Below are 26,179 nucleotides of genomic sequence, written 5' to 3' on the forward strand. Positions count from 1 at the left end.
TGAATAGCCGATTGGGCGCGGAGTCAGTACATCCCACCGGCCCGGAGATCGTCACCCAGTTCCGGCCTGAGCAGGAACACGCAGGTCAAAGGCGCTATTGTCCGCCGCTCCGGTTGTAGACCAGGAGCTTCGACCTGTATGTTCCGGGAGGGAAATCTCATTCGCCGTTGTCGGTGCAGGGCGCCCGGCAACCGCCGAAAGCAGCGCCTGCCGGCTCGCATCTTTTCTCCTCGCGCGAGAGCCCCGGCGGATTGTTCCGCATCCCCTTTTCGCCGGTGCGAAAAATTCCCGGACACCGGACGTGTTCACCGCTTGGAGGAGAAGAGTTGGGACGTCGTGAGCAGCCGCTGAATCCGGCGGACGGGCCGATCGCCCGTTTCGCCCACGAGTTGCGCGAGCTCCGCCACAAGGCCGGTACGCCCACGTACCGCATGATGGCCGCCCGCGCCCACTACTCCGTCACCACGCTGGCGCAGGCCGCCGCAGGTGAAAGGCTGCCGTCGCTCGACGTGGCGCTGGCCTACGTCCGGGCGTGCGACGGCGACGCCGAGCACTGGAGGCGACGCTGGGAGGAGGCCGGTGAGGAGGCGCGCGAGCTCGCCGCGGCCGGCCGGGACGACGCTCGGGCCCCCTATCTCGGGCTGGCCCGCTTCGAGGAAGCCGACCACGGCCGGTTCTTCGGCCGTGACGCGACGGCCGGCCGGCTGGCCGCGCTGGTCGGCGCGCACCGCCTGGTCCTCCTGGTCGGTCCCTCGGGCAGCGGGAAGTCCTCGCTGCTGCGCGCGGGCCTGCTCCCCCGGTTGCGCGAGCGGGAGGATCGGCCGCCCCCCACGGTTCGCGTGCTGGCGCCGGGAGCGGATCCGCAGCGCGTCCGCCCCGGGCAGGCCGACGAGGTCATCATCGTCGATCAGTTCGAGGAGCTCTTCACCCTGTGCGCCGACGCGGAGCGGCGGGACGCCTTCGTCGATGCGCTCCTGGCCGAGGCGCGGCGTGAGAACGGCGCCCGGGTGGTGATCGCCGTGCGGGCCGACTTCTTCGGCCACTGCGCCGGGCACCGCTCCCTGGCCGAGGCCGTACAGGGATCGACGCTGCTGGTCGGGCCGATGAGCACGGCCGAGTTACGTGAGGCGATCGTCAGGCCCGCGTCCGCCGCCGGCCTGATCGTCGAACGCGAGCTGACCGCCCGCATCATCGCCGAGGTCGACGGCGAGCCCGGCGGGCTGCCGCTGATGTCCCACGCGCTGCTGGAAACGTGGCGCCGCAGCAGTGGCAAGGCCCTGACCACGGCCGCGTACGAGGCGTCCGGCGGCATCCACGCCGCCATCGCCCGCACCTGCGAAGCCTGCTACGCCGATCTCAGCCCGCCGCAGCGGGAGCGGCTGCGGCATCTGCTGATGCGCCTGGTCGAGCCCGGCCGTGGCACGCCCGACACCCGCCGCCCCATCGGCCGGAGCGAGCTGCCCGCCGACGGCGACACCCGGCTGCTCCTGGACCGGCTGGCCGCGGCCCGCCTGCTCACGCTCGGCGACGCGCAGGTGGACCTCGCCCACGAGGCGCTGCTCACCGCCTGGCCACGGCTGCGCGGCTGGATCGAGGCGGATCGGGAGCGGATCCGGCTGCAGCGCCGCCTGACCGAGGCGGCCACGGCCTGGCGGGATCACGACCGCGATCCGGGCGGCCTGTATCGCGGCGCGCCTCTGGCGGCTGCCCGCGAGCACTTCACCGTCTCCGGGAAGAGCCGGGGCAGCGGCCCGGGCAGGTTCCTCGGCAGGCGGCCGGAGCAGCTTTCGGAGGAGCTCACTCCGCTGGAGCGCGAGTTCCTGGCCGCCGGGCTGGCGGCCGGGGAGCGGGAGCGCCGCTCGGGCACCCGACGGACCGCGGCGATCTCCGGACTGCTCGTGCTGACGCTGGTGGCGGCCCTGCTGGCCTGGCAGCAGAACACGACGGGCCAGACCCGCCAGCGCGAGGCCGAAGCCCGGCGCGCCGCCGGCATCGCGGAAAGCCTGCGCGAGACGGACCCGGTCAGGGCGATGCGCCTCAGCCTGGCCGCCTGGCGGGTCGCCGACCTGCCCGAGACCCGGTCCGCCCTGCACGCGGCGGCCACGCAACGCCACCAGGACGTCTTCACCGATCCCGACGGCGCCCCCGGGACCATGCGTCACCTCAGCATCGACGGCCGCACCCTGGTCAGCGTGGGCGCCGCCCAGGTCTCCGCCTGGGACGTGGACACTCGCCGCCGGACGGCTCTCCTGCCGGGGCTCGGCGCCGAGCACCTGCGGGCAGGGGCGAGGACGGGCGACGCATGGACGCTGCCCATCCTCACGCCGGACGGAGCCGTGGCGTCGTGGGATCTGGCCACCGGACGCCGTGACGACAGGGAGCTGGGCCCGGCGAAGGACGGGTTCGAGATGGGGACGAGCGGGCGCAGCGTCATCGGGTACAACGCCGAGGGATCCCGCTACCGGATCCTGGCGTGGGACCTCGCCCGGAGGCGTGAGCTCCTGCGGGTGAGCGTCCCCAGAGAGCCCTCGGCGGCGTTGGAGTCGACGTGGGATGCCGCGCCCGCCATGGCGCGCAGCCACGCCGAGAGGCGGACGGTCACCGCACCGGACTTCCCGGACGCGACGCTCAGCCCGGACGATCGGTACCTGGCGCTGTGTGTTCCGGGGCGGCGGTTGCAGGTGTGGGACGTGCGCACGGGCAGGAAGACGGACACCGCCTGGGCGCCGGTTCTTGGCCGGCGTCAGTGCCAGTACCAGTTCGTGCGGTTCACGCCCGACAGCCGGCGCCTGGCGGTCGTCACCGATGAGCGGGTCCGCCTGTGGGACCTCGCGTCGGGCGCCGAGGTGGCCTCCATCGCCCATCGGAACGTCCAGGAGATCGGGTTCAGCGCGGACGGGGCCTTCCTGGCCGCTTCCGACGGGACCGACCTCCTGCTGTGGCGAGTCTCCTGGCCGGGCAGACCGGTCTTCCGCCACTCGCTCATGGGCGAGCAGGTCGCCGACCTGCGCATCGACACGCAGGCGAACCGCATCCGCTTCCTTGCGGGCTCCAGCTGGGCGTGGCCGGCTGCCGTACGCACGCTCGATCTGGGCGCCGCCCTCACCCCGCAGTGGCACAAGGACGAGGCCGATCAGGCGGTGTTCAGCCCGGACGGGACCCGGCTGGCGCTCGCCTACGAGGCGCGGGAGCGGGGAAGCGTGCTGTTCCGGCTCCACCGGACGCTGTCCGGCGGGCCGCCCGCCGACCTCCCGGAGGTTGCGTGCCCTCCGAAGGAGCACGCCATGCCGGGCTGCTCGATCCTGCTCGCCTTCGCCTCCGACGGCAGGACGCTGGCCTTCGGCAGTTCGGAGTCGTATCCCGCCACGGTGCCGACCCGCGTGTCCCTGTGGGACGTGGCCGGCCGGCGCACGACGGACACGCTGGTGCTGAGCACGGAGAACAAGCCGCCGACCGGGGCGATCGCCTTCGGGCCCGGCGACAGGTCGCTCCTGGACGCCCAGCCTCACCAGGGAGGAGCCACGATGGTCTGGGACCTGCGCCGGCGCACCATCACGAGGGCGTTGCCCGACGTCACCGCGGACCGGATCGCCGTGCACCCCGTCCGGCCGCTCGTCGTCACGTCAGCGGGTGATGTCGTGGACTTGCGGTCGGGCGCGAAGAATCCGCCCTCGGCCGGGCCCGGCCTCATCGAGGCGCACGCTTTCAGCCCCGGCGGCAGGTACCTCGCCACGGGGGACGCCTCGGGCAAGACCGTCCTGTGGGACGGTGCCGTGCGGCGCCGCATCGGCGTGCTGAACGCGTCCGCGGCGAGCGGCTCTGATCCGAGCCGGGATGTCACCGCGCTGGCGTTCTCCCGTGACGAGTCCGTGCTGGCCGTCGGGACGGCGGACGGCACCCTGCGACTGTGGGATGTCGCTTCCCGGCTGCCGATCGGAGCGCCCCTGCCCACCCCCGGCGACGGCATCCTGGCCCTCTCCTTCAGCGCCGGCGGCGACTCCCTGTACGCCGCCGGACAGCACGTGCCCGTGCGGCGCTACGACGTCGGCCCGGACGCCTCGGCGGCTGCCGTGTGCCGTCGCGCCGGAGGCGGGCTGCCGGAGGCGGACTGGCGGACCTACTTTCCGCGGCTGCCGTACCAGCGGACGTGCCCACCGGTCACCGGGGCGACGGCGTCACCCTCTGCCGTCCCTCCGGGACGCGTCAGGGAACGGTGATGTTCGGGCTCTCGAGCGAGCCGATCGATCTGTCGTTGCGGTCGTAGGTCGTGATCTTCGACCTGAACGTCCCCCGGGCGTTGTAGAGGCGGACCCTGCCCGAGTGGGCCCGGCTGCACGCCTCCTCCGGACCGGTCGTCCATACCGTGTCGTACGCGCCGCTGACGATGGAGACCTTGTAGTAGGCGCAGGCCGATGGCATCTCGTCCGCGTACGCGTCCGCGATGACGGTGGTTCCGCTCTTCGAAATGCACGGATAGACGCTGACGAAGCCGTTGCCGGTGTAGGCGGGGCGGCATCCGCCGTCCGCCGCCGAAGCGACGGCCTGGGCCTGCGCCGCCGGGGACTGCGACAGAAGCAGTGCCGCGCCGAAGGCGCCTGCCAGAAGAGCCTTGCTGACTCGCATCATTCTCCTCGTGTGTAAGGGAACGTTCGTGGTTTCCGCATCGCAGTCTTCGGGCTGGGGAATTGTTTGCCAGCCCCGTTTCACCAGGGCAAACAAAAAACGCCGGAGGCATCGGAACGGCAGGATCGGCATGGTGCGACTTCGGCTACCATGAGTCACGTTGCTCCACCTCAGGCTGAGGGGCCCGCGACGTCACCGCCAGTGACGGAGCCAGTGGAGCGGCCCGGCGAGTTCCTCCACGCCGGGCGCTCGGGCCCCGTGGATCTTTCCCCCCTTTTCAGGACACCTCCCCTGGGCCCGTGTGCTCATTCGATCAGAGATGTCAAAGGAAAGAACCTTGGCCCGCTTCGACACCATCGCCGCCCTTCGCATCGCGAAGGCGCTGCTCACCTTCACCGTCGGCGGCTTCGCGCTGCTCGTCGTGTTCGGCAACCTCACCGACTACGGCACGAACTTCGAGTTCGTCCGGCACGTGCTGGCCATGGACGCGCAGAAGCCCGAGCTCGCCGCGGTCAGCCAGATCAACTACCGCGCCATCCCGTGGACGTGGGCGCACCACGCCGCCTACATCGGCGTCATCCTCACCGAGGCGGTCATCATGGTGACCTGCCTGATCTCCGCCTGGCAGCAGATCAGGGCCGTCGGCCGCGACGACGCCGCCTTCCACCGGGCCAAGCGCTGGGGCGTCGTCGGCTGCACGGTCGGCCTGCTGCTGTGGTTCTTCGGCTTCCAGGCCATCGGCGGCGAATGGTTCGGCATGTGGATGAACGGCACCTGGAACGGCATCCCCGACGCGGTGCGGCTGTGCACGTACATCGGGATCGTGCTGATCTTCCTCAGCCTCCGCAACGACGCCCGCGAGAGCGCCTGATCGGAGCGGCAGGGGTGGCGGCTCGTGGCCGTGTCAGCCGAGTGACGCGTAGGCCAGATAGGCCGCCACCCCGTACGCCAGGTGAGGGACCACGTCCGAGATCCAGTCCGCGGCCGACCAGGTGCGCGGGTCGGTGATCCCGAGCGCGGTGAGCGGCCCGGTCGAGCCGATCATCGCCAGCCCGGCGAGCATGGGCACGCCGACGGGCCAGGCCGGCCGCCTGCCCGAGGTGAGCAGGCCGTAGCAGAGCGCCGCCATCGCGCCGGTGCCGTAGCCGAGGAGCGCACCCAGGGCGTCCTTGCGATGGCCGGCCCGTTCGTCGTCGCCGAGGTCGACGTGCGCGCGTGCGGCCAGGTCCGCTATCGCCCGGCGGGGCGTCCCGCTGGCCGGACGGGCGCGGATCGCCATGTCCAGGTAGGAGCAGGTGTTGAGCGCGCTGGTGCCGGCGGCGCCGGCGAGCCAGCTTTTGAGCAGGACGTGCATGTCGGCCACCTCCGCGCCGAGCCGGATCTCCGGTTCCCCTGCCCGGTGGGAGCCTGTCGATTCCCCTCGTCCCGGCGGCTCTAGGCGTGCCAGAGGGCGGCCAGTTGCCGGGTGGCGAGCCAGGACGGGATGGCGCGCAGCAAGGCGTCGCGCAGCCAGGCGGGGGCGCCGGTCTGGCTGGTCAGGCGCGACTGCCGGGAGGCGGCGCGCATGACGCGGTCGGCGCGGGGCCGCCGCTCGGCGTCGTAGCGCAGCAGCCGCGCGGCGACGTCGCCGGGTCCGGCGCCGGTCAGGCAGCGGGTGAGCGCGGCGGCGTCCTCGAACGCCTGGCTGGCGCCCTGGCCGAGGTCGGGCGGCATGGCGTGGGCGGCGTCGCCGAGGAGCGCGATCCGGTCGGCGGCGTAGGAGGGGAGCGGTTCGGCGAGGCGGGCGATCGGGTCGACGTAGACGTCGCCGGGCGGGGTGGCCTCGATGAGGGACGTGACGAGCGGGTGCCAGTCGGCCATCAGGGACAGCATCCGCCGCCGTGCTTCGTCCGCTCCGGGCGGCGGGCCGTCGAGGGCGGAGTCGGTGAACCAGTACAGCCGGTCGGGGCCGACGGGGAACAGGCCGAACATCGCCCCGCTGCGCCGGTCGACGAACTGGCCGGCGAGCAGGCTCGGGTCGAGGCCGGGCGGGCGGGGCAGCATCCCGCGCAGGTCCATCCGGCCGGTCCGGCGCACCCCCGGGTGTCCGGGGAAGAGCTGGGCGCGCAGCCTGCTGCCGATGCCGTCGGCCGCGACCACGGCGTCGGCCGTGGCGACGGGGGCGCCGTCGGCGATGACGGTCACGCCGGTGTCCCGCGCCTCCACGCGGTCGACCGGGACGCCGGTGCGCACCAGGTCGGCGGGCAGCGGGGCGCGGATGGCGCGGTGCAGCTCGGCGCGGTCGAGGATGGCGAGGCTGCCCACCTTCCGCTGGCCCTGGACCGCGTCGGTGACCAGCAGCGGCCGGCCGCGCCAGTCCCGCAGGCCGCCGCTCGCGGCGTGCAGGCCGTGCCGGCGCACGTCCGCGGCCAGGTCCAGGCTGTCCAGGGCGCGGAGGCCGTTCGGCATGACGACGATCCCGGTGCCGGCCTCCCTCAGCTCGGCGGCGCGCTCGAAGAGCGTCACCTCGTGGCCCGCGCGGTGCAGGCCGACGGCGGCCGCCACTCCCCCGAGCCCCGCTCCGACGACGGCGATCCTCATGCGCCCTCCTCATTCACTACGATCGTACTAGTACGGTCATTGGTAGCATGGGGGTGTGCCGCCCACCAATCCGGCCCGGCGCCGGGCCATCGCCGACGCCGCCATCGCGCTGCTGGCGTCGGCGGGCGCGCACGGGCTGACCCATCGGGCGGTGGAGAAGGAGGCGGGGCTGCCGCCGGGCACGGCGTCCAACTACTTCCGCAGCCGGGAGGCGCTGCTGGTGGCCGCCGCCGAACGGGTGGCCGAGCTGCACCACGCCGACACCGACCGGGCCACCGACACTGACCAGGCCGCCGACACCGACCGGGCCACCGGCACCGGCCAGGCCGCCGGCATGGTCGAGTTGCTGGCCGAGTCGCTGCTGACGGCGGCGACCACGCTGCGCACCCGCTACCTGGCGATCTTCGAGTTGCAGCTCGAGGCGGCCCGCCGCCCGGCGCTGGCGGCGGCGCTCGCGCGCCTCCAAGGATCGGCGCTGCGGTTCACCGCCGGGCATCACGACAAGGTGGGCGTGACGATCCCGCGCGAGCGCATCCCCGCGATGCTCGCGCTCTACGGGGGCGCGCTGTTCACGCTGGTCACGGGGCCGCCGGAGGCCGTCACCAGGGAGGCCGTCCGCCGCGTGGCCGAGGTCATCGTGGACGGCGCCGTCGTACGGAAGGCCGGGGACGGCGGGTCAGTCGGGCGCTGAGGCCACGGCGAGCACGACGGCGCGGACCGCCTGCCGGACCCGGTCGTCGCCCACCTCGGCGCGGACGGCGGTGACCGTTTCGGCGCCGAGCGGGGCCAGCAGGGCATGGGCCAGGGCGTCGGCGTCGCAGCCGGGGCGCGCCTGGCCGAGCAGGATGGCCACGTGCCGGTGCCAGAACCGGTAGGCGCCGATCCGGTAGCGGGCGCCGGGGCCCGCGGTCTCCGACATGCGCACCAGGTCGAGGTGGCCGGCGAGGTAGTCGAGGTAGGCGTCGGCGAAGGCGGCGAGCCGGTCGGCGGCGGGCGCGCCGGGGCCGAGCGGCGGCGGGCCGGAGATGACGCGCTGCTGCAGTTCGCGTTCGCGTTCGTCGAGCAGCGCCACGGCCAGGCCGGACCGGTCGCCGAAGCGGCGGAAGACCGTGCCCTTGCCCACTCCGGCCTCGGCGGCCACGGCGTCCATGGAGACGTTCTCCACACCCTGCTCGCGGAACAGTTTCGCGGCGGCGGCCAGCACTTTCTCGCGGTTGCGCGCGGCGTCGGCCCGTTCCTTGGGCGGCCTGTTCCGGAGGATCTCCAGCGGCTCGCTTGACGAAGCGGACTGCGGTCCGCTAACTTCCGAATCATCCACAGAAACGGACTGTAGTCCAGTTATTCGGAGGTCGCAATGACCGCACTCATCACCCGTGACGAGCTCAAGGCCGCCATCGACGCCGGGACCGTCGTCGTCGTGGACGCGCTCGGCGGCGAGTACTACGCCCAGCAGCACCTGCCGGGCGCGATCCCCCTGGTGGAGAGCGAGGTGGCCGCACGGGCCGCCGAGCTGCTGCCCGACAAGGACGCGGCGATCGTGACCTACTGCTCCAACCCGGCCTGCCCCAACAGCGAGGCGGTCGCCCGGCGGCTGGCCGCGCTCGGCTACACGGCCGTGCGCAAGTACCGTGAGGGGATCCAGGACTGGGTCGAAGCCGGCCTTCCGGTCGAGACCGGCCTGCGCGTCTGACCCCGGCCCGCCCCGGCCCGCGCCTCAGCGGACCGGGGCGGGACCCGCCTTCGGGAGGCCGGGGAAAACGTGTGCGCGGGGTATGTCAAGACGGCGCGGACGGCTCCGACCATCAGCCGGAGGGCGCCACCGGGCGCCCCGACCGCCGAAGGAGATGTCATGAAATTTCTGCTGATCATGCATGTGAACCCGCTGATCTGGGACTCGCTGACCGAGGAGGAACGCGACGAGGTGATGAACGGCCACGGCGCCTTCATGGACACCGTGAAGCGGTCGGGCGAGCTGCTGGGCACCACCGCGCTGGCCGAGCCGGCGCAGAGCGCCGTCGTCCGGGTGCGCGACGGCGTTCCGGCCGTGACGGACGGCCCGTACCTGGAGGCCAAGGAGTACCTCGGCGGCTACTACCTCGTCGAGTGCGAGAGCCGGGAGCGGGCGCTGGAGCTGGCCGCGCTCATCCCCGACGCCGGCGTGCCGGGGCTCGGCATCGAGGTGCGGCCGGTCGTCTTCTCGGGCTGAGCGCGATGAAGTTCTTACTGAGCCTCTACGCGGACGCGGCGGGCCACGAGGCGTTCGTGACCGCGGCCCGGCAGGCGGGCGAGCTGGTCGGCGGGCACGCGCTCGCCGACCCATCCCTCAGCGCCGTGGTGCGGGTGGTGGACGGCGTGCCGGCGGTGACCGAGGGCCCGTACGCGGGCGCCGGGGAACACGTCACCGGCCAGTACGTTGTCGACTGTGAGAGCCGGGAGCGCGCGCTGGAGCTGGCCGCGCTGCTGCCGGGCGGCGTGGAGGTGCGCCCGCTGATGGACCCGGCCGGACTGGAGATGTGAACGTGGACGCGAGCGCCACAGAACGGCTCGGGGACCTGCTGCGCGAGCTGGCGCCGCAGGTCCTCGGCGTGCTCATGCGCCGCTACGGCGGGTTCGAGGAGTGCGAGGACGCGGTCCAGGAGGCGCTGCTCGCGGCGGCGTCCCAGTGGCCCGCCGAGGGGGTGCCGGACAGCCCGCGCGCCTGGCTGATCACGGTCGCCTCCCGCCGCCTGGTCGATCACGTACGCAGCGAGCAGGCGCGCCGGCGCCGGGAGGTGGCCGCGGCCGTGCGGGAGGCGCCGGACGCCGACCTGGCCCCGGCGCCGGGCGAGGAGGGGCCGGGTGACCGGGACGACACGCTCACGCTGCTGTTCCTGTGCTGCCATCCGGCGCTGACGCCGGCGTCGCAGGTGGCGCTCACGCTGCGGGCCGTCAGCGGCCTCACCACGGCCGAGATCGCGCGGGCGTTCCTGGTGCCGGAGGCGACGATGGCGCCGCGGATCAGCCGCGCCAAGCAGCGGATCAAGGCGGCGGGCGCGTCGTTCGAGCTGCCGCCGCCGGGCGAGCGGGCCGACCGGCTGGACGCGGTGCTGCACACGCTCTACCTGATCTTCAACGAGGGCTACACCGCCAGCTCCGGCCCCGACCTGCACCGGGGCGAGCTGACGGCGGAGGCGATCCGGCTCACGCGGCTGGTGCACCGGTCGCTGCCGGACGACGGCGAGGTGGCCGGGCTGCTGGCGCTGATGCTGCTGACCGAGGCCCGGCGGCCGGCCCGCACCGGCCCGGACGGCGGCCTGGTGCCGCTGGCCGAGCAGGACCGCGGTCTGTGGGACGCGGCCCTGGCCGAGGAGGGCACGGCGCTGGTGACCGCCGCGATGTCGGCCTCGCCCCTGGGCCCGTACCAGCTCCAGGCGGCGATCGCGGCGCTGCACGTGCAGGCGCCGCGTCCGGAGGACACCGACTGGGAGCAGATCCGCATCCTGTACGGGATCCTCGGCCGGATCGCGCCGAACCCGATGGTGACGCTCAACCACGCGATCGCGGTGGCGATGACGCGCGGCCCGCGCGCCGGGCTGGACCTGTTGGAGAGCCTCGACGACGATCCCCGGATGGCCCGCCACCACCGGCTGCACGCCGTCCGGGCGCATCTGCAGGACCTGGCCGGCGAGCACGACGCCGCGCGGGAGAACTACCGGCTGGCCGCCCGGCTCACCACGAGCCTGCCCGAGCAGCGCTACCTGCGGCAGAAGGCCGAGGCGCACGGCGAGGCGGGCTGACCGGGACGCCAAGGGGGCCGGGCGGACAGCGCCGCCCGGCCCCACCTTCTCGTCCGGCGTTCCGTTCGCCAACCCCCCGATAGGCGAACGGCCGCCCGGTCATCGCCGTCAGCCTCCGCGCGGCTCTGACCTCGCCGTATTGCTACCCCGCCCGGCGTAATCCCCCGGTCAAGCGTGGCCAGTTTCACGGACAGATCGAACCTGGCGCACATTGTTGACCGGCGACGCGAATCTGTCTAACGTCGGCCGCAGGGCCGGCCCCGGCAGCCCCGATTCGCGGAAGGAGTCCCGATGACGGCGCTCGACCTGGACGAACTCACCGCCATCGACGTCCACACCCACGCCGAGATCTCCGCCTCCGGGCACCCGTCGCTCAGCCCGGAGCTGTCGGCCGCCTCCGCCGCCTACTTCAAGGTGCGCGGCGCCCGCGAGCCCGCCATCCCCGAGATCGCGGCCTACTACCGCGAGCGCAAGATGGCCGCCGTGGTGTTCACCGTGGACGCTGAGCACGCGACCGGGCACCCGCCGATCCCGGCCGAGGAGGTCGCCGCCGCCTGCGCCGAGCATCCCGACGTGCTGATCCCGTTCGCCAGCGTCGACCCGTGGCGGGGCCGGGCGGGCGTCCGGCTGGCCCGCCGCCTGGTGGCCGGGCACGGCGTGCGCGGCTTCAAGTTCCACCCCAGCCTGCAGGGCTTCGCCCCGAACGACCGGATGGCCTACCCCCTGTACGAGGCGCTGCAGGAGCTGGGCGTGCCCGCGCTGTTCCACACCGGGCAGACCGGCATCGGCGCGGGCGTACCGGGCGGCGGCGGCATCCGGCTGAAGCACTCCGACCCGATGCTCGTCGACGACGTCGCCGCCGACTTCCCGGACCTGACGATCATCCTGGCGCACCCGTCGTTCCCCTGGCAGGACGAGGCGCTGGCGGTGGCCACGCACAAGCCGTCGGTGCACATCGACCTGTCCGGCTGGTCGCCGAAGTACTTCCCGCCGCAGCTCGTCCGTTACGCCAACACGCTGCTGAAGGACAAGGTGCTGTTCGGCTCCGACTATCCGGTGATCACCCCCGACCGGTGGCTGGCCGACTTCGCCGAGCTGGACATCAAGCCGGAGGTACGGCCGCTGATCCTCAAGGACAACGCGGCCCGGCTGCTCGGCCTGGGCAAGAGCGATGCGTGACGGCGGCGTCGGCTCCTGGCCGGAGCGCCGGGCCCGCCGGACGCCGGACCGGGTGGCCGTCGTCCACGGCGGGCGGCGCGTCACGTACCGGGAGCTGCACGAGCGGGTGCTGCGGCTGGCCCGCGTGCTGCGCGGGCGGGGCGTGGGGCGCGGGGACCGGGTGGCGTACCTGGGGGCGAACCATCCGGCGTTCCTGGAGACGCTGTTCGCCACCGGGACGCTGGGGGCGGTGTTCGTGCCGCTCAACGTCCGGCTCGCCGCCCCCGAGCTGGCCTACGTGCTGTCCGACTGCGGCGTGGCGGCGCTCGTGCACGCGCCGCCGGCGGCGGAGCTGGACGTGCCGTGCCGGATCCCGCTCGGCGACTACGAGGAGCTGCTGGCCGAGGCGGAACCCGAGGCGGCCGTCGAGGCCGTCTCCGGCGAGGACCCGTGCATGATCATGTACACGTCCGGCACGACGGGCCGGCCCAAGGGCGCGGTGCTCTCCCACGCCAACGTCACCTGGAACAGCCTCAACGTGCTCGTGGACGTCGACCTGGCCGCCGACGAGGTGACGCTGGTGGTCGCGCCGCTGTTCCACACCGCGGGGCTGAACATGACGTGCCTGCCGACGCTGCTCAAGGGCGGCCGGGTGGTGCTCATGGACGCGTTCGACCCCGGCCGGGTGCTGGAGACGATCGCGGCCGAGCGGGTCACGTACCTGTTCGGGGTGCCCACGATGTACGACGCGCTGGCCGCGCACCCCGGCTGGGCCGGGGCGGACCTGTCGAGCCTGCGCACGCTCAACTGCGGCGGCGCGCCCGTCCCGCTCCGCACGATCGAGACGTACCTGGCGCGCGGGCTGGCCTTCAGCCAGGGGTACGGGATGACCGAGGCCTCCCCCGGCGTGCTGTATCTGCCGCCGGACCAGGCGGTGGCCAGGGCGGGCTCGGCAGGCGTGCCGCACTTCTTCACCGACGTGCGGATCGCGCTGCCCGACGGCCGCGACGCCGCGCCGGGCGAGCCCGGCGAGGTCCTGGTCCGGGGCCCGAACGTGATGACCGGCTACTGGGGCGGCCCGCCCGCCGCCCCGGACGGGTGGCTGCGCACCGGCGACGTCGCCCGCGCCGACGCGGACGGCTACGCCTACATCGTCGACCGGATCAAGGACATGTACGTCTCCGGCGGCGAGAACGTCTACCCGGCCGAGGTCGAGGCGGTGATCGCGACCCATCCGGGCGTCGCCGACTGCGCCGTGATCGGCGTCCCCGACCCGACGTGGGGCGAGACGGGCCTGGCGATCGTCGTCCGCGAGCCGGGCGCCGACGCCGGGGACCTGCTGGACTACCTGGATGGGCGGCTCGCCAGGTACAAGATCCCCCGGTCGGTCGTCTGGGCCGGCAGCATCCCGCGCACGGCCTCGGGGAAGATCGTGAAACCCGCGCTGCGCGCCCTCCACGGGGCCGGCCGGTCGCGTACGGCTACCTGACGCCCTCGCTGATGGGCCCGCCCGCCAGGTCGGTGCGGCTGGTCTCGCGCAGCGCCAGCGCGCACCCGATCGTGAGCAGGCAGAAGGCGGCGATGACGGCGGAGATGACCATCGTGCCGCCGCCGTCGTTCGCCGCCCGGATCTGCGCGAAGACCACGGGGGCGAGTCCCGCGCCGAGCCCGGCGAGCTGGTAGCCGAGCGAGGCTCCGGTGTAGCGGCTGCGGGTGGAGAACAGCTCGGCGTACAGGGCGGCGAGCGGCCCGTACATCATCGGGTGGATGACCGACTGGCCGAGCACGAGCAGGAGCGTGAGCAGGGCCACGCTGCCCGTGTCGGCCACCGGGAAGAGCAGGAAGCTGTAGACGGCGGCGAGGACGGCGCCGGCCAGGACGACGGGCCGGCGGCCCACCCGGTCCGACAGCGCCGACCAGCCGAGGATGCCGAGGATCGCCAGCCCCGAGGAGAGCGTCAGCCCGTTGAGCACCTCCTGCCGGGCGAAGCCGGCCTCCACCCCGTAGGCCAGCAGGAACGTGGTGAGCGTGCCCTGCAGGACGAACGCGGACAGGCCGACGCCGACGCCGAGCAGGAGCGTCCTGGGGTGGTGGCGCAGCACGTCCAGCAGCGGCGCGGAGGCGTCCTGCCGCCGGGCGGCCGTGAACACCGGGGTCTCCTCGACGCGGGCGCGGACGAACAGGCCGACGCCCAGCAGCGCGATGCTGATCAGGAACGGGACGCGCCAGCCCCAGCTGAGGAACTCCCGCTCGCCCAGGACGGCGGCGCTGCCGCTGAGCACGGCGGTGGACAGCAGCATGCCGGAGGGCGCTCCGGCGTTGGTGAAGCTCGCCCACAGGCCGCGCCGCCCGGTGGCGTGCTCGGCGGACATCAGCACCGCGCCGCCCCACTCGCCGCCGACCGCGACGCCCTGGACGACGCGGAGCAGGACGAGCGTGATGGGGGCGAGGCTGCCGATCTGCTCGTAGGTGGGCAGCAGGCCGATGAGGAAGCTCGCCACGCCCATGAGGACCATCGTGAGGATGAGCATGCGCTTGCGGCCCAGCCGGTCGCCGAAGTGGCCGAAGATCACGCCGCCGAGCGGGCGCGCCAGGTAGCCGGTGGCGAACGTGCCGAGGCTGGCGACGGTGGCCGCGAGCGGGGGCAGCCCGGAGAAGAAGACCTTGCCGAACACCAGGGCGGAGGCGGTGGCGTACAGCAGGAAGTCGTAGTACTCGATGACGCTGCCCAGGTAGCTGGAGGCGACGGCGCGGCGGAGCTGGACGGGTTGCGCGGAGGCCGGCGATTCGGTCATGGCGTTGGTTCCTTCGCAGGGGGGTGACGGAACACCATTGAACGCGGGGCAAACTCCCGATCTGCGTCATAGCTTTGCCCAACAAATGAGACCCGTCTACCCTCTACTCGTGACTTCCGACGACGGGGACGGCGCCGCGCACTCCTCCTCACCGCGCCCCCAGTCGCTGATGTTCAGCTTCCTCGGCGTCTACGTGCTCGGCCGCCGCGTCGCCGTCTACTCCGGCAGCGTCATCGACGTGTTCGCGCGCCTCGGCGTGACCGAGGAGGCGGTACGCTCCACGCTGACGCGCATGGTCAACCGGGGGCTGCTGGCCCGCCACCGGCAGGGCCGCAAGACCTATTTCGGGCTCACGCCCAAGGCCACCGGCGTGCTGGAGGACGGCCGCCGCCGCGTCTGGGAGACCGGCGCCGTCAACCGCGACTGGGACGGCACCTGGACCCTGGTCGGGTTCTCGCTGCCCGACAGCCTGCGCGGCGCCCGCCACGACCTGCGCTCACGGCTCGTGTGGGCCGGGTTCGGGCTCCTGCAGAGCGGGCTCTGGATCGCTCCCGGCGTCAAGGACGTGACCGAGACGGTGACGGAGCTGGGGCTGCACGAGCACGTGACCGTGCTGGCCGCGCGGGCGCTCAAGCCGACCGAGTCGGCCGACCTGGTCCGGGCCTTCGACACGCCGCGCATCGCCGAGCGCTACCGCGCCTTCCTCGACCGCTGGCACGACGGCGGCGCGCGGCTCGGGCTGCCCGACGACCTGGCCCGGCAGCTCCTGCTCCACACCGACTGGCTGCGGCTCGTCCGCCAGGACCCGCACCTGCCAGCCGAGCACCTGCCGGCCGACTGGCCCGCCATCCGGGCCGAACGCGCCTTCCACGAGCTGGCCCGCGCCTGGGAGGAGCCCGCCCGCGCCCTGGCCGCCGCCGTCCTGGACGAGCTGCCCGTCGGCCGGTGAGCGCGGTCAGCGCCCGTCGTCGCCCACGCCCCGACGACCGCGATGTCCGGCTCCCCCATGCCGGACACCTACCCGGCGGCGGCGCCTACTTGCCGAAGCCCGCCGTCAGCCCGCTGAGGAGCTGGCGGCGGCCGACCACGTACAGGACCAGGATGGGCAGCGTGGTCAGCACGACGGAGGCGAGCACCGCGGGGACGTTGATGCTGTATTGGCCCTGGAAGCTCCACAGCGCCAGCGGCAGCACGCGCTTGTCCGGGCTCTGGGTGAGGATCAGCGGCAGCAGGAACCCATTCCAGATCGTCAGCGCGTTGTAGACGGTCACCGTGACCACGGCCGGCCGCGTCAGCGGGAAGGCCAGCCGCCACAGCGTGCCCCACTCGCTGGCGCCGTCGAGCCGCATCGACTCGAACAGCTCCTTGGGCACGTCGCGGATGAAGTTGGCCAAAATCAGCACCGACAGCGGGATCGCGAACGCGATCGACGGCAGGATCAGCGCCAGCAGCGAGTCGTACAGGCTCAGCCGGATGATGATCAGGTAGATCGGGATGACGGTCGCCTGCAGCGGGATGGCCAGCCCCATGAGGAACAGCCAGTTGACCGAGCGCAGGAACCTGCCGTTGCCGCCGCGCACGATCGCGTACGCGGCCATGAACGAGACCGTGACCGCGGGGATGACCGCGCCGGCGGTGACGATGAGGCTGTTGGCGAAGTACAGGACGAAGTCCGACTCGATGACCAGCCGGTAGGCGTCGAGGTTCGGCTCCGTCGGCGGCGCCAGCGGGTTGGTCGCGTAGTAGGTGCTCTGCGTCTTGAAGCTGGTGATGACGATCCAGTAGATGGGGATGACGACGATCGCCAGCCACGCCAGGCTCACGGCGCCGGCGGCCCAGTTGGGACGCTCGCGCCCGGGGGTTCTGGTGGCCATGTCAGGCTCCCTCCAGCCTGCTGTCGCTGCCGGTCCCGCCGCCGAGCCGGCGCAGCAGCAGGGCCAGGGCGAGGCCGACCAGGACGAGGATGACGGCGATCACGCTGGCCGGGCCCATGAGGTTGGCCTGGAAACCGCGCTTGTACATGTCGAGGGCGAGCACCCGGGTGGCGTCGCCGGGCCCGCCCGCCGTCAGCACGAAGATCAGGTCGAAGAACGTCAGCGACCCGACGACCATGAGCGTCGAGGAGGTCACGATCGTGTACTTGAGCTGCGGCAGGGTGATGCTGAAGAACTTGCGGATCCGGCCGGCCCCGTCGAGCTCGGCGGCCTCGTACATCGAGCGCGGGATCTGCCGCGCGCCGCCCTGGTAGATCAGCGAGTGGAACGGGATGAACTGCCAGGACACCACGAAGATGACGACGCCGAAGGCGAGTGCGGGCTCGCCGAGCCAGTCCTGGGCGAGGATCTCCAGCCCGAGCCCGGCGCCGAGCCCGAAGTTCGGGTCGAGCAGCGCCTTGTACGTGATCGCGATGGCGGCCGAGCTGAGCAGCAGCGGCACGAAGTACACGACCGACAGCACCGCGCGGTAGCGCTGGTGACCGGCCAGGAACACGCCGAGCAGGATGCTGGCCGGGGTCTGCACCAGCCAGGAGACGGCCATGACCAGGAACGTCACCCACAGGGCGTGCGGCAGCCCCGGGTCGGCGAGCACCGCGGCCCAGCTCTCCAGGCCGGTGAAGTGGATGTCGCCGAGCCCGTCCCACGAGGTGAAGCTGAGCACGAGCACGCCCACGAGCGGGACCACGCCGAAGGCGCCGAAAAGCAGTAACGCGGGCACGGCCAGCCACGCGAGCGAGCCGTGCCGCGGGGGTGCGCTCACTTGCCGATGACCGCGTTCAGGTTGGTGGCGAACTCCTCCGGCGTCACCGAGAGCTGGAAGAGCTTGGCGATGTTGTCCAGCAGCGTCTCGGCCGCCGTCGGGCTGAGGGCCTGGTCCCACGACTGCTGGAAGGTGCCGGCCTTGCTGGCGACGCCGTAGACGAAGTTGAGCCATTCGGCGTCCTTGGAGCCGGCGAAGTTGCTGTCGGCGCCCTGGACGATCGGCACCGCGCCGGTGCCGACCCAGCCCTTCACCTCCTCGCCGTCGAGCACGCCGGTGGCGAAGAACTTCTTGGCGATCTCCTTCTGCTCGGCGGTCGCCTTGGAGGAGATCGACAGGTACTGGCCGGGGTTGCCGACGGTGTTGGAGGGGTCGCCCTTGCCGCCTTCGACGGGTGGGAAGTTCATGAAGCCGAGGTTGCCGCCGGAGACGAAGTCGCCGCCGTCGGCGGCCATCATGCCGTACGTCCACGAGCCGTGCAGCATCATGGCGGCCTTGCCGGTGTAGAGGAGGGCCTGGTCGGCGTTGGAGTCGGCGGTGATCGAGGAGAAGCCCTTGATGAAGCCGTCGGCCTTGATCAGGTCCTGCATCTTGGTGAGCGCGTCGATGGCGGCCGGGTTGGACCAGGCGTCCTTCTGCCCGTCGAAGACGGCCTGGAAGACCTCGGGGCCGGCGATGCGGTCGAAGAGGAACTCCAGCCACATCATGTTCGTCCAGCGTGACTGCCCGCCGAGCGAGAACGGCGCGATGCCGGCCGCGTTGAACTTCGGCACCAGGGCCATGATGTCGCCCCAGCTCTGGGGCGGCTCTGCGCCGATCTTGTCGAACAGCTTCTTGTTGTAGAACAGGACGATCGGCTGGACGGTCTCGCACGGCATCGCGTAGATCTTGCCGTCGATGGTGGCCGCGCCGAAGGAGGAGGGGAACAGCCGGTCCTTGACGGCGGCGTTCTCGCCGAACCACGGCGTCAGGTCCTCGACCTGCCCGGCCTGGACGTAGCTGCGCAGCGTGCCGCCGCCCCAGCCCCAGATGAGCGTGGGCGCCTGGCCCGCGCCGATCGCCGTCTTGATCTTGGCCTTGTAGGCGTCGTTCTGGAAGGTCGTCCCGGTGATCTGCCCGCCGGGGTTGGCCTTGTTGAAGCGCTCCACCGCGCCGGCCCGGATGCCTTCCTGGGGCTGGCCGGAGAGGTACCAGTAGGTTGCTCCGCCGCCCCCGCCTCCGCCGCCTGTCGGCGTGCCGCCGGCCCGGGTGGGCCCGGAGGTGCCGCAGGCGGCGAGCGCCGCTCCCAGGGGCAGACCCATGGAGAGGCTGAGGAAGGTACGGCGAGACGTTGTCCTGGGCTCCACGCTGATCTCTCCCTGTCGAAACATTTCGAAAATGACCGCGCGGGAGGCAATCTAGAATCGGCCCATATGCCTGTCAACCCCCTGTATCCAGACGTGTCCATGTTGTACTCTCACACGGGCGCCTAGCTGTTCAAACGGGGTCAGGCAAGATCTCCGCGCGGGTCGCCCGGCATTGTCGACAATATTTCGAAACTTTCGGCGGCTTTAAGGAGCAGCAGATGACGGCACTTGATCGGACGCCCACGCCGGGCCAGGTTACCCGCCCCTGGCGGGACCCCGCCCTTCCCGTGGCCGACCGGGTCGACGCCCTTCTCGCGGAGATGACGCTTGAGGAGAAGGTGGCGCAGCTCGGCAGCTGGTGGCCCGGCAACGACATGCAGCCCGACGGGGGCGAGTCGGGCACGGCCAACGTGGCGCCGATGCAGGACGTGTTCGCGGCCACCAAGTCGGCCCCGCCGGGCCCGGTCCACGGGCTCGGCCATCTGACGCGGGTGTTCGGCAGCGCGCCGGTGACGCCCGAGCAGGGCGCCGCCGAGGTGGTGCGGCTCCAGCGGGCCGTCGTGGACGGCTCCCGGCTGGGCGTCCCGGCGATCGTGCACGAGGAGTGCCTGACGGGTTTCACCACCTACGGCGCGACCGTCTACCCGGCGGCCATCGCCTGGGCGGCGACGTTCGACCCCGAGCTGGTGGAGCGGATGGCCGCGGCCATCGGGCGCGACATGCGGGCCGTGGGCGCCCACCAGGGCCTCGCGCCGGTGCTGGACGTGGTCCGCGACTACCGGTGGGGCCGGGTCGAGGAGACCATGGGCGAGGACCCGTACCTGGTCGCGACCCTCGGCACCGCGTACGTGCGCGGACTGCAGGGCGCCGGGATCATCGCCACGCTCAAGCACTTCGCCGGCTACTCCGCCTCGCGGGCCGCGCGCAACCACGGGCCGGTGCCGATGGGCCGGCGCGAGCTGATGGACGTGATCCTGCCGCCGTTCGAGACGGCCGTCACGCACGGCGGCGCCGGGTCGGTGATGAACTCCTACTCCGACGTGGACGGCGTCCCGGCCGCCGTCGACCCGTGGCTGCTCGACGAGGTGCTGCGCCGCGAATGGGGGTTCACCGGGACCGTCGTGTCGGACTACTGGTCGATCCCGTTCCTGGCCACCATGCACGGCGTCGCCGCCGACGCCGCCGAGGCCGGCATGCTGGCGCTGAGCGCGGGCGTCGACGTCGAGCTGCCCGACACGCTCGGGTTCGGGCAGCACCTGGCCGACCGGGTGCGCAGCGGCGAGCTTCCCGAGGAGGTGATCGACCGGGCGGCCCGCCGCCTGCTCACCCAGAAGGCCGAGCTGGGGCTGCTCGACGAGGACTGGACGCCGGAGCGGTCGGTCGCCGGGGCCGCCGCCGACCTCGACTCCCCCGCCAACCGGGCGCTGGCCCGCGAGCTGGCCGAACGCTCGATCGTGCTGCTCGACGCGGGCACGGCGCTGCCCCTGGCGCCGGGAGCGCGCCGGGTCGCCGTCGTCGGCCCGTGCGCCGACGACGCGCGCACGTTCATGGGCTGCTACGCCTTCCCCAACCACGTGCTGCCCCGCCACCCCGGCCTCGGGCTCGGCATCGAGGCGCCGACCGTGCTGGAGGCGCTGCGCGCCGAGCTGCCGGACGCCGAGATCGTCCACGAGCGGGGCTGCGACGTGCGCGACGGCGACCGGTCCGGCTTCGCCGCCGCCGTCTCGGCCGCCGCCGGGGCCGACCTGTGCGTGGCCGTCGTGGGCGACCTGGCCGGCATGTTCGGGCTCGGCACCTCGGGCGAGGGCTGCGACGCGGAGGACCTGCGGCTGCCCGGCCCGCAGGAGGACCTGGTGACGGCCCTGGCCGCCACCGGCACGCCGGTGGTCGTGGTCGTCGTCTCCGGCCGCCCGTACGCGCTCGGCGAGGTGCACGCCCACGCGGCGGCGCTGGTGCAGGCGTTCATGCCCGGCGAGGAGGGCGGCGCGGCGATCGCCGGCGTGCTGTCCGGCCGGATCCAGCCCGTCGGCAGGCTGCCGGTGCAGATCCCGCGCAGGCCCGGCGGGCAGCCCGGCACCTACCTGCAGCCGCCGCTCGGCGTCGACAGCGCGGGCATCAGCAACCTCGACCCGACGCCGCTGTTCCCCTTCGGGTACGGGACCTCCTACACCACGTTCGAGGTGGGCGAGCTGCGCGTCAGCGACGCCGAGGTGCCGACCGACGGCGAGTTCACCGTCTCGGCCACGGTGCGCAACACCGGCGGGCGGGCCGGCGAGGAGGTCGTCCAGCTCTACCTGCGTGACGTGCTCGCCCAGGTGACCAGGCCGGTGCGGCAGCTCACCGGCTTCGCCCGGGTCCGGCTGGAGCCCGGCGGCAGCGCCGAGGTGCGCTTCCGCGTGCACGCCGACCGCACCGCCTTCACCGGCCGCGACCTGCGCCGCGTCGTCGAGCCCGGCGACCTCGACGTGCTCGTCGGCACCTCGTCCGCCGACCTGCCGCTGCGCGGCCGGGTCCGGCTGACCGGGCCGCTGCGCGAGACCGGGCCCGGCCGCCGGCTCGACACGCCCGTGGAGGTCGTCCCGCTGGACGGGCCCGATGCCGGCGCGTCCTAGGCGCGCCACGCTGGCCACCGTCGCCGCCTCGGCGGGGGTGTCGGTGGCCACCGTGTCCAAGGTGCTCAACGGCCGCAGCGACGTCGCGCCGGAGACCCGGTCGCTGGTGCAGGAGCTGCTGCGGCGGCACGACTACGTCGCGCCGCCGCCGCGCCGGGCCGAGGCCGGGTACGTGATCGAGGTGCAGTTCGACGCCGACCTGAACGCGTACTCCAGCGAGATCATCCAGGGCGCGGTGCTGGCCGGGGCGGAGAGCTGCGCGTCGGTCGTCGTGAGCATAGCCAAGGTCGCCGACCGCACCGCCGCCTGGGCCCGCGACCTGGTCGCGGGCGGGCGGCGCGCGCTGGTCGCGGTCACCGGCGAGATCTCGGCCGCCGAGCTCGACGCGCTGGCCAGGGCGCGGCTGCCGCTCGTCGTGATCGACCCGCTGAACCTGCCGCGCGCCCGCGTGACCAGCGTCGGGTCGACGAACTTCGCGGGCGGGCTGGCGGCGACCCAGCACCTGCTCACCCTGGGCCACCGGCGCGTCGCCTACCTCGGCGGGCCGCCGGCCGCCGCCTGCAACCAGGCCCGGCTGCACGGTTACCGGGCCGCGATGGAGGCCGCCGGGGCGCCCGTCCCGCCCGGCCACGTCCGGTACGGCGCGTTCCGCTACGACGACGGGCTGACGGGCGGGGCCGCGCTGCTCGGCCTGGCGCAGCCGCCGACGGCCGTCTTCGCGGGCTGCGACGAGACCGCGCTCGGCCTCATGGAGGCGGCCCGTGCACGCGGGCTGCGCATCCCCGAGGACCTCAGCATCGTCGGGTTCGACGACACGCAGATCGCCCAGATGGCCTCGCCGCCGCTGACGACCGTGCGCCAGCCGCTGCGTGAGATGGGCGCCGTCGCCCTGCGTACCGCGCTGCGGCTGGCGGCGGGCGGCACGGTCGAGTCGCACCACGTCGAGCTGGCCACCGAGCTGATCGTCCGGGCCTCCACCGCCCCGGCCCCCGGCGGGTAGACCCGGGGGCGCCGGTGTCAGGCGGGGGCGGCCTCCTGCTCGTCCTCGCGGGGAGCGGGGGCGGCGGCTTCGAGAGCCTTGTCGCGGCGGTAGGCGCGCACCGAGTAGGCGACGGCGGCGGCCCAGACGATGGCGATGGCGATGTAGACGACGGACTGGACGCCGCCCGGCGCGTCGATCCAGTCGCTGCGCAGCAGGCTGCGCACGTTGGTGAGCACGATGACGCCGCCCACCGCCGAGCCGAGGACGCGGGGCGGCACGTGCCGCACCAGCCAGGCGGCGATCGGGGCGGCGATCACGCCGCCGAGCAGCAGGACCCCGACCCAGGCGAAGTCGATGTTCTCCGAGCCGAGGCCGACGATGAAGCCGACGGAGGCGGCGATGGCGACCAGGAACTCGCTGGCGTCGATCGAGCCGATGACCTTGCGCGGCTCCATCCGCCCGCTGGCCAGGATGGCCGGCGTGCCGACCGGGCCCCACCCGCCGCCGCCGGTGGCGTCGACGAACCCGGCCACGACGCCCAGCGGCGCCAGGAACCGCCGGCGCAGCGGCTTGCCCAGGTTGCCGCGCGGCAGCCCGAACGCGGTGAAGCGGATGAGGATGTAGACGCCCAGGGACAGCAGGATGAGCGACATGACCGGGGCCGCGACCTCGGTCGAGAGGCTGGACAGGAACGTCGCGCCGGCGAATGCGCCGAGCGCGCCCGGGATGCCGATCCTGGCGACGACCTTCCAGTCGATGTTGCCGAAGCGCCAGTGGGACAGGCCCGAGGCGAGTGTGGTGCCGATCTCGGCCAGATGCACCGTGGCCGAGGCGGCCGCCGCGTTGGTGCCTACGGCCAGGAGCAACGTGGTCGAGGTGACCCCGTACGCCATGCCGAGGCTGCCGTCTACGAGCTGCGCCGCGAATCCGACGAGCCCGAGCAGGATGAGCGCCCGCACGTTCCCACCTTTCCGATGTACCCTACTTATTAAGTAGGAATAATCATTTATGAGAACGGGCATCCGGTCAAGGGGGTGGCCCCGCCCGGCCGCGGGCGCGGGGGCGCATGGGCGGGGCCCGGAGGGTCAGCCGCTCCAGTGGTTCAGGTGCAGGACCTCGTCCAGAGGCTGGCGGCGGGCGGGCTTGAAGGTGTCGCCGGTGTAGTAGGCGGTGGGGATGAGCGCCCCCTGCCGGACGTCGCCGGGGAGGCCCAGCAGCTCGGCGACCTCGCGCTCGTACGCCAGGTGCAGGGTCGTCCACGCGGTGCCGAGCCCGCGGGCGCGGGCGGCGAGCATGTAGCTCCACGCGGCCGGCAGCAGCGAGCCCCACAGCCCGGCCTGGCTGCCCTCCGGCAGCTTCCCGTCGGGCACCCGGATGCACGGCATCACGAGCACCGGCACCTCGCCCATGTGCTCACCCAGGTACGCCGAGCTCGACGACACCCGCCGCTGCACCTCGGCCCGCGCCGGGTCGTCCTGGAACAGGTTCCCGGCCGACGAGCCCGACGCGTGGTAGGCCCGGACGGACCGGCCGTAGTAGTCGCCGATCCTGGCCCTGGTGGCCGGGTCGGTCACCACCACCCACTCCCACCCCTGCCGGTTCCCGCCGGTCGGCGCCTGCAGCGCGATCTCCAGGCACTCCCGCACCAGCTCCATCGGCACCGGCCGGTCCAGGTCCAGGCGCTTCCTTACGCTTCTGGTGGTGGTGAGGACCTCGTCGATTCCTAGCCTTTGTGTGGTCATGACGGCATTCATCCCCAGGGACGTCACCGGCGAAAGATCCGCTCAGCGGCGGCCCCGGAAGGTGCGGCGCAGGTCCGCCACCCACTCCCGGGGGAGCTCCCACGGGATGAAGTGCCCGCCGCGCTCGTGGCAGGTGATGCCAGCATGGTTGTACCAGGCGGCCCGGTCACCGTCGAGGAAGCTCCGGATCCGCTGCTCTGCCGTCGTCACGCCCGGCGGGTTCTCGTAACTGACGAACGTGATGCCCGTGGGCGCCTCGACAACGGGCCACCGGTCGTGCGACGGGGTCCACGGGTAGCGGTTGTTGTTGGCGTACGTGCGGATCGAGCTGGCGACCGCGTCGCCCGCCCAGAAGATCGTCGCATGGGTGAGCAGGTCGTCCTTGGAGAACACGTTCTCCACGTCGCCGCCGTTGTCGGACCACTTCGTCCAGCGTTCGAGCATCCAGGCGAGCATGCCGGCCGGGGAGTCGGTCAGCCCGTGCGCGAGCGTGGACGGGGCCAGCACGTGCGCCGCCAGATGCGCCGCGAACCGCCGGTCCAGGGCCACGAACCGGTCGTGCGCCTCGGCGGGCAGGCCCTCCGGGATGGGCAGGCCGCCGCTCAGGTCCCAGGCGCGGTCGCCGTTGAACATCGTGAGCTTCTGGGCCGAGCCGATGTGGATGCCGTACAGCTCGGCGGCGTACTTGTGGCCGAGCTGGCCGGTGACCAGCGCGCCGACGTCGCACCCGGCGGCGGCGTACCTGTCGTGCCCCAGGACGCCGGTCATCAGCTCGTGCCACACGTCGGCGATCTTCCAGAAGTTCATGTCCGGCCGGTGCGTCAGCGGGGTCGAGAAGCCGAACCCGGGCAGCGAGGGCACGATCACGTCGAACGCCTCCGCCGGGTCGCCGCCGTGGGAGGCGGGGTCGGCGAGCTCGTCGACGACCTTCGACCAGTGCCAGAACGTCCAGGGCCAGCCGTGGCTGAGGATGAGCGGCACCGGGTCGGGGCCGACGCCGGGCCTGCGCATGAAGTGCACGGGCACGTCGCCGACGTCCACCCGGTAGTGCTCGTAGGCGTTGATCTCCCGCTCGGCCGCCCGCCAGTCGTAGCCGTCCGCCCAGTAGGCGACCAGCTCGCGCAGGTGGTCGCCGCGCACGCCGTAGAAGCCGTCGTCGTTGCCCGCGTCCAGCGGCAACCTGGTCATGGCGAGCCTGCGGCGCAGGTCGTCGAGCACCTCGTCGGGCACGTGCAGCGGCTCGGGGCGGAGGGGGAAGGGGCGGTTCGTCAAGGGAGGCGTTCTCCTGGTCATCGAGCGTCTAGTCATCGAGCTTCTGGTCATCGAGGCGGGCGGCGATCTCGGTCAGCCGGGTCAGGACGGCCGCGTAACCGGCGAGCGCCGCGCGCTCGTCGTCGTCCAGGTGCTCGACGAGGCGGGCGACGCGCGTCACCCGTTCGGCGTGCCGGGAGCGGACGATCTGCGCGCCCTCCTCGGTGAGGGTCAGCAGGACGGCGCGCCCGTCGCGCGGGTCGGGGCGGCGTGACACCAGCCCGTCGCGTTCGAGCTTGGCCACCAGGCTCGTGAGCGCGGGCTGTTTGAGCTGCTCGGTCGCCGTCAGGTCGGTGAGCCGCATCGGGCCCCGGCGCGCGAGCGTGTGCAGCACGGACAGGGTCGAGAAGCTGAGCCTGCGGACCGACGGCAGGCGGATGAAGTGGGTGTTGAAGTCCTCGATCGCGGTGACGAGCGCGCCGAGATCGAGGGCCTCCGGTGAGGGTGCCACCCGGCATTTATATCAATGTTCGATGTAACCGCGCAGGGGGGTCGCC

At 73.0% G+C, this 26,179-nt stretch carries 24 protein-coding genes; 12 read left to right on the forward strand and 12 right to left on the reverse strand.

Features of this window, described 5'->3' with window-relative positions; genetic code table 11:
* Window positions 1-326 precede the first annotated feature (326 nt).
* Window positions 327-4,217, forward strand: coding sequence for a hypothetical protein (locus AB0G11_RS23355; RefSeq protein WP_357588139.1), 3,891 nt, complete (start codon window positions 327-329; stop codon window positions 4,215-4,217).
* Here AB0G11_RS23355 and AB0G11_RS23360 read toward each other — a convergent pair.
* Window positions 4,204-4,755 carry a hypothetical protein gene (locus AB0G11_RS23360; protein WP_357588141.1) on the reverse strand — a complete coding sequence of 184 codons (552 nt, stop codon included), beginning with the start codon at window positions 4,753-4,755 and terminating at the stop codon, window positions 4,204-4,206. The genes AB0G11_RS23355 and AB0G11_RS23360 overlap by 14 nt on opposite strands.
* A gap of 205 nt (window positions 4,756-4,960) precedes the next feature.
* Between AB0G11_RS23360 and AB0G11_RS23365 the strand changes: the two genes are divergently transcribed.
* Window positions 4,961-5,494 (forward strand): DUF2165 domain-containing protein, encoded by a 534-nt coding sequence (locus AB0G11_RS23365; protein WP_246645691.1) that lies wholly within the window; start codon window positions 4,961-4,963, stop codon window positions 5,492-5,494.
* A 33-nt stretch (window positions 5,495-5,527) separates the two neighbouring features.
* On the opposite strand, the gene AB0G11_RS23370 is transcribed toward AB0G11_RS23365, so the two are convergent.
* A complete protein-coding gene (locus AB0G11_RS23370) occupies window positions 5,528-5,977 on the reverse strand; it encodes a hypothetical protein (protein WP_357588143.1) in 450 nt (149 codons plus the stop codon).
* Between the two features lie 80 nt (window positions 5,978-6,057).
* Complete coding sequence (locus AB0G11_RS23375) at window positions 6,058-7,203, reverse strand: FAD-dependent monooxygenase (protein ID WP_357588145.1); 1,146 nt, start codon at window positions 7,201-7,203, stop codon at window positions 6,058-6,060.
* Between the two features lie 55 nt (window positions 7,204-7,258).
* On the opposite strand from AB0G11_RS23375, the gene AB0G11_RS23380 reads away from it, so the two are divergent.
* The gene (locus AB0G11_RS23380; RefSeq protein WP_357588147.1) at window positions 7,259-7,894 is read left to right on the forward strand and encodes a TetR family transcriptional regulator; all 636 of its coding nucleotides are present in this window, start codon (window positions 7,259-7,261) and stop codon (window positions 7,892-7,894) included.
* Here the strand turns inward: AB0G11_RS23380 and AB0G11_RS23385 are convergent.
* Entirely contained in the window at window positions 7,880-8,521 is a 642-nt protein-coding gene (locus AB0G11_RS23385; protein WP_357588149.1) for a helix-turn-helix domain-containing protein, read from the reverse strand. The genes AB0G11_RS23380 and AB0G11_RS23385 overlap by 15 nt on opposite strands.
* Window positions 8,522-8,557: 36 nt before the next feature.
* On the opposite strand from AB0G11_RS23385, the gene AB0G11_RS23390 reads away from it, so the two are divergent.
* From AB0G11_RS23390 to AB0G11_RS23415, 6 genes are all read left to right on the forward strand, one after another.
* Window positions 8,558-8,893 (forward strand): rhodanese-like domain-containing protein, encoded by a 336-nt coding sequence (locus AB0G11_RS23390; protein ID WP_357588151.1) that lies wholly within the window; start codon window positions 8,558-8,560, stop codon window positions 8,891-8,893.
* 159 nt (window positions 8,894-9,052) lie between these two features.
* Complete coding sequence (locus AB0G11_RS23395) at window positions 9,053-9,409, forward strand: YciI family protein (RefSeq protein WP_357588153.1); 357 nt, start codon at window positions 9,053-9,055, stop codon at window positions 9,407-9,409.
* A gap of 5 nt (window positions 9,410-9,414) precedes the next feature.
* Complete coding sequence (locus tag AB0G11_RS23400) at window positions 9,415-9,720, forward strand: YciI family protein (protein ID WP_219508443.1); 306 nt, start codon at window positions 9,415-9,417, stop codon at window positions 9,718-9,720.
* 2 nt (window positions 9,721-9,722) lie between these two features.
* The gene (locus AB0G11_RS23405) at window positions 9,723-10,979 is read left to right on the forward strand and encodes a sigma-70 family RNA polymerase sigma factor (RefSeq protein WP_357588155.1); all 1,257 of its coding nucleotides are present in this window, start codon (window positions 9,723-9,725) and stop codon (window positions 10,977-10,979) included.
* 291 nt (window positions 10,980-11,270) lie between these two features.
* Window positions 11,271-12,158 carry an amidohydrolase family protein gene (locus AB0G11_RS23410; protein WP_219508441.1) on the forward strand — a complete coding sequence of 296 codons (888 nt, stop codon included), beginning with the start codon at window positions 11,271-11,273 and terminating at the stop codon, window positions 12,156-12,158.
* Window positions 12,151-13,626, forward strand: coding sequence for a long-chain fatty acid--CoA ligase (locus AB0G11_RS23415; RefSeq protein WP_357588157.1), 1,476 nt, complete (start codon window positions 12,151-12,153; stop codon window positions 13,624-13,626). The genes AB0G11_RS23410 and AB0G11_RS23415 overlap by 8 nt, the downstream gene beginning before the upstream one ends.
* On the opposite strand, the gene AB0G11_RS23420 is transcribed toward AB0G11_RS23415, so the two are convergent.
* Complete coding sequence (locus tag AB0G11_RS23420) at window positions 13,619-14,932, reverse strand: MFS transporter (RefSeq protein WP_357588158.1); 1,314 nt, start codon at window positions 14,930-14,932, stop codon at window positions 13,619-13,621. The genes AB0G11_RS23415 and AB0G11_RS23420 overlap by 8 nt on opposite strands.
* A gap of 109 nt (window positions 14,933-15,041) precedes the next feature.
* Here AB0G11_RS23420 and AB0G11_RS23425 point away from each other — a divergent pair, with 109 nt between their 5' ends.
* Window positions 15,042-15,881 carry a PaaX family transcriptional regulator C-terminal domain-containing protein gene (locus tag AB0G11_RS23425; RefSeq protein ID WP_357588160.1) on the forward strand — a complete coding sequence of 280 codons (840 nt, stop codon included), beginning with the start codon at window positions 15,042-15,044 and terminating at the stop codon, window positions 15,879-15,881.
* 85 nt (window positions 15,882-15,966) lie between these two features.
* Here AB0G11_RS23425 and AB0G11_RS23430 read toward each other — a convergent pair whose 3' ends face one another.
* From AB0G11_RS23430 to AB0G11_RS23440, 3 genes are read right to left on the reverse strand one after another with little or no spacing between them, the layout of a single operon-like run.
* Window positions 15,967-16,806: a carbohydrate ABC transporter permease gene (locus tag AB0G11_RS23430; protein WP_357588162.1), complete on the reverse strand. Its 840-nt coding sequence runs from the start codon at window positions 16,804-16,806 to the stop codon at window positions 15,967-15,969.
* Between the two features lies 1 nt (window position 16,807).
* Entirely contained in the window at window positions 16,808-17,689 is an 882-nt protein-coding gene (locus AB0G11_RS23435; RefSeq protein WP_308125910.1) for a sugar ABC transporter permease, read from the reverse strand.
* Window positions 17,686-18,990 carry an extracellular solute-binding protein gene (locus AB0G11_RS23440; RefSeq protein WP_357588164.1) on the reverse strand — a complete coding sequence of 435 codons (1,305 nt, stop codon included), beginning with the start codon at window positions 18,988-18,990 and terminating at the stop codon, window positions 17,686-17,688. The genes AB0G11_RS23435 and AB0G11_RS23440 overlap by 4 nt, the downstream gene beginning before the upstream one ends.
* Window positions 18,991-19,253: 263 nt before the next feature.
* Between AB0G11_RS23440 and AB0G11_RS23445 the strand changes: the two genes are divergently transcribed.
* Both AB0G11_RS23445 and AB0G11_RS23450 read left to right on the forward strand, forming a co-directional pair.
* Complete coding sequence (locus AB0G11_RS23445) at window positions 19,254-21,647, forward strand: glycoside hydrolase family 3 N-terminal domain-containing protein (protein WP_357588166.1); 2,394 nt, start codon at window positions 19,254-19,256, stop codon at window positions 21,645-21,647.
* A complete protein-coding gene (locus AB0G11_RS23450) occupies window positions 21,631-22,647 on the forward strand; it encodes a substrate-binding domain-containing protein (RefSeq protein ID WP_219508435.1) in 1,017 nt (338 codons plus the stop codon). Before AB0G11_RS23445 ends, AB0G11_RS23450 begins: the two co-directional genes overlap by 17 nt.
* A 17-nt stretch (window positions 22,648-22,664) precedes the next feature.
* On the opposite strand, the gene AB0G11_RS23455 is transcribed toward AB0G11_RS23450, so the two are convergent.
* From AB0G11_RS23455 to AB0G11_RS23470, 4 genes are all read right to left on the reverse strand, one after another.
* Window positions 22,665-23,588, reverse strand: a complete 924-nt coding sequence (locus AB0G11_RS23455) for a sulfite exporter TauE/SafE family protein (RefSeq protein WP_219508434.1) — start codon at window positions 23,586-23,588, stop codon at window positions 22,665-22,667.
* 126 nt (window positions 23,589-23,714) lie between these two features.
* On the reverse strand, window positions 23,715-24,371 hold the full coding sequence (locus AB0G11_RS23460; protein ID WP_357588168.1) for a nitroreductase family protein: 657 nt from the start codon (window positions 24,369-24,371) through the stop codon (window positions 23,715-23,717).
* Window positions 24,372-24,413: 42 nt separating this feature from the next.
* The gene (locus AB0G11_RS23465) at window positions 24,414-25,643 is read right to left on the reverse strand and encodes an epoxide hydrolase (RefSeq protein ID WP_246645683.1); all 1,230 of its coding nucleotides are present in this window, start codon (window positions 25,641-25,643) and stop codon (window positions 24,414-24,416) included.
* Between the two features lie 28 nt (window positions 25,644-25,671).
* Window positions 25,672-26,133, reverse strand: coding sequence for a MarR family transcriptional regulator (locus AB0G11_RS23470; protein ID WP_219508432.1), 462 nt, complete (start codon window positions 26,131-26,133; stop codon window positions 25,672-25,674).
* Window positions 26,134-26,179 lie beyond the last annotated feature (46 nt).

Source organism: Nonomuraea sp. NPDC023979 (genome assembly GCF_040639085.1).
In the GTDB taxonomy this organism is placed as follows: domain Bacteria; phylum Actinomycetota; class Actinomycetes; order Streptosporangiales; family Streptosporangiaceae; genus Nonomuraea; species Nonomuraea ceibae.

Coding starts and splice junctions, on each gene's coding strand:
- AB0G11_RS23360 (WP_357588141.1), bottom strand. CDS start 4,755: ATGCCGATCCTGCCGTTCCGATGCCTCCGGCGTTTTTTGTTTGCCCTG.
- AB0G11_RS23370 (WP_357588143.1), bottom strand. CDS start 5,977: ATGCACGTCCTGCTCAAAAGCTGGCTCGCCGGCGCCGCCGGCACCAGC.
- AB0G11_RS23375 (WP_357588145.1), bottom strand. CDS start 7,203: ATGAGGATCGCCGTCGTCGGAGCGGGGCTCGGGGGAGTGGCGGCCGCC.
- AB0G11_RS23390 (WP_357588151.1), top strand. CDS start 8,558: ATGACCGCACTCATCACCCGTGACGAGCTCAAGGCCGCCATCGACGCC.
- AB0G11_RS23395 (WP_357588153.1), top strand. CDS start 9,053: ATGAAATTTCTGCTGATCATGCATGTGAACCCGCTGATCTGGGACTCG.
- AB0G11_RS23400 (WP_219508443.1), top strand. CDS start 9,415: ATGAAGTTCTTACTGAGCCTCTACGCGGACGCGGCGGGCCACGAGGCG.
- AB0G11_RS23410 (WP_219508441.1), top strand. CDS start 11,271: ATGACGGCGCTCGACCTGGACGAACTCACCGCCATCGACGTCCACACC.
- AB0G11_RS23415 (WP_357588157.1), top strand. CDS start 12,151: ATGCGTGACGGCGGCGTCGGCTCCTGGCCGGAGCGCCGGGCCCGCCGG.
- AB0G11_RS23420 (WP_357588158.1), bottom strand. CDS start 14,932: ATGACCGAATCGCCGGCCTCCGCGCAACCCGTCCAGCTCCGCCGCGCC.
- AB0G11_RS23430 (WP_357588162.1), bottom strand. CDS start 16,806: ATGGCCACCAGAACCCCCGGGCGCGAGCGTCCCAACTGGGCCGCCGGC.
- AB0G11_RS23440 (WP_357588164.1), bottom strand. CDS start 18,990: ATGGGTCTGCCCCTGGGAGCGGCGCTCGCCGCCTGCGGCACCTCCGGG.
- AB0G11_RS23445 (WP_357588166.1), top strand. CDS start 19,254: ATGACGGCACTTGATCGGACGCCCACGCCGGGCCAGGTTACCCGCCCC.
- AB0G11_RS23450 (WP_219508435.1), top strand. CDS start 21,631: ATGCCGGCGCGTCCTAGGCGCGCCACGCTGGCCACCGTCGCCGCCTCG.
- AB0G11_RS23460 (WP_357588168.1), bottom strand. CDS start 24,371: ATGACCACACAAAGGCTAGGAATCGACGAGGTCCTCACCACCACCAGA.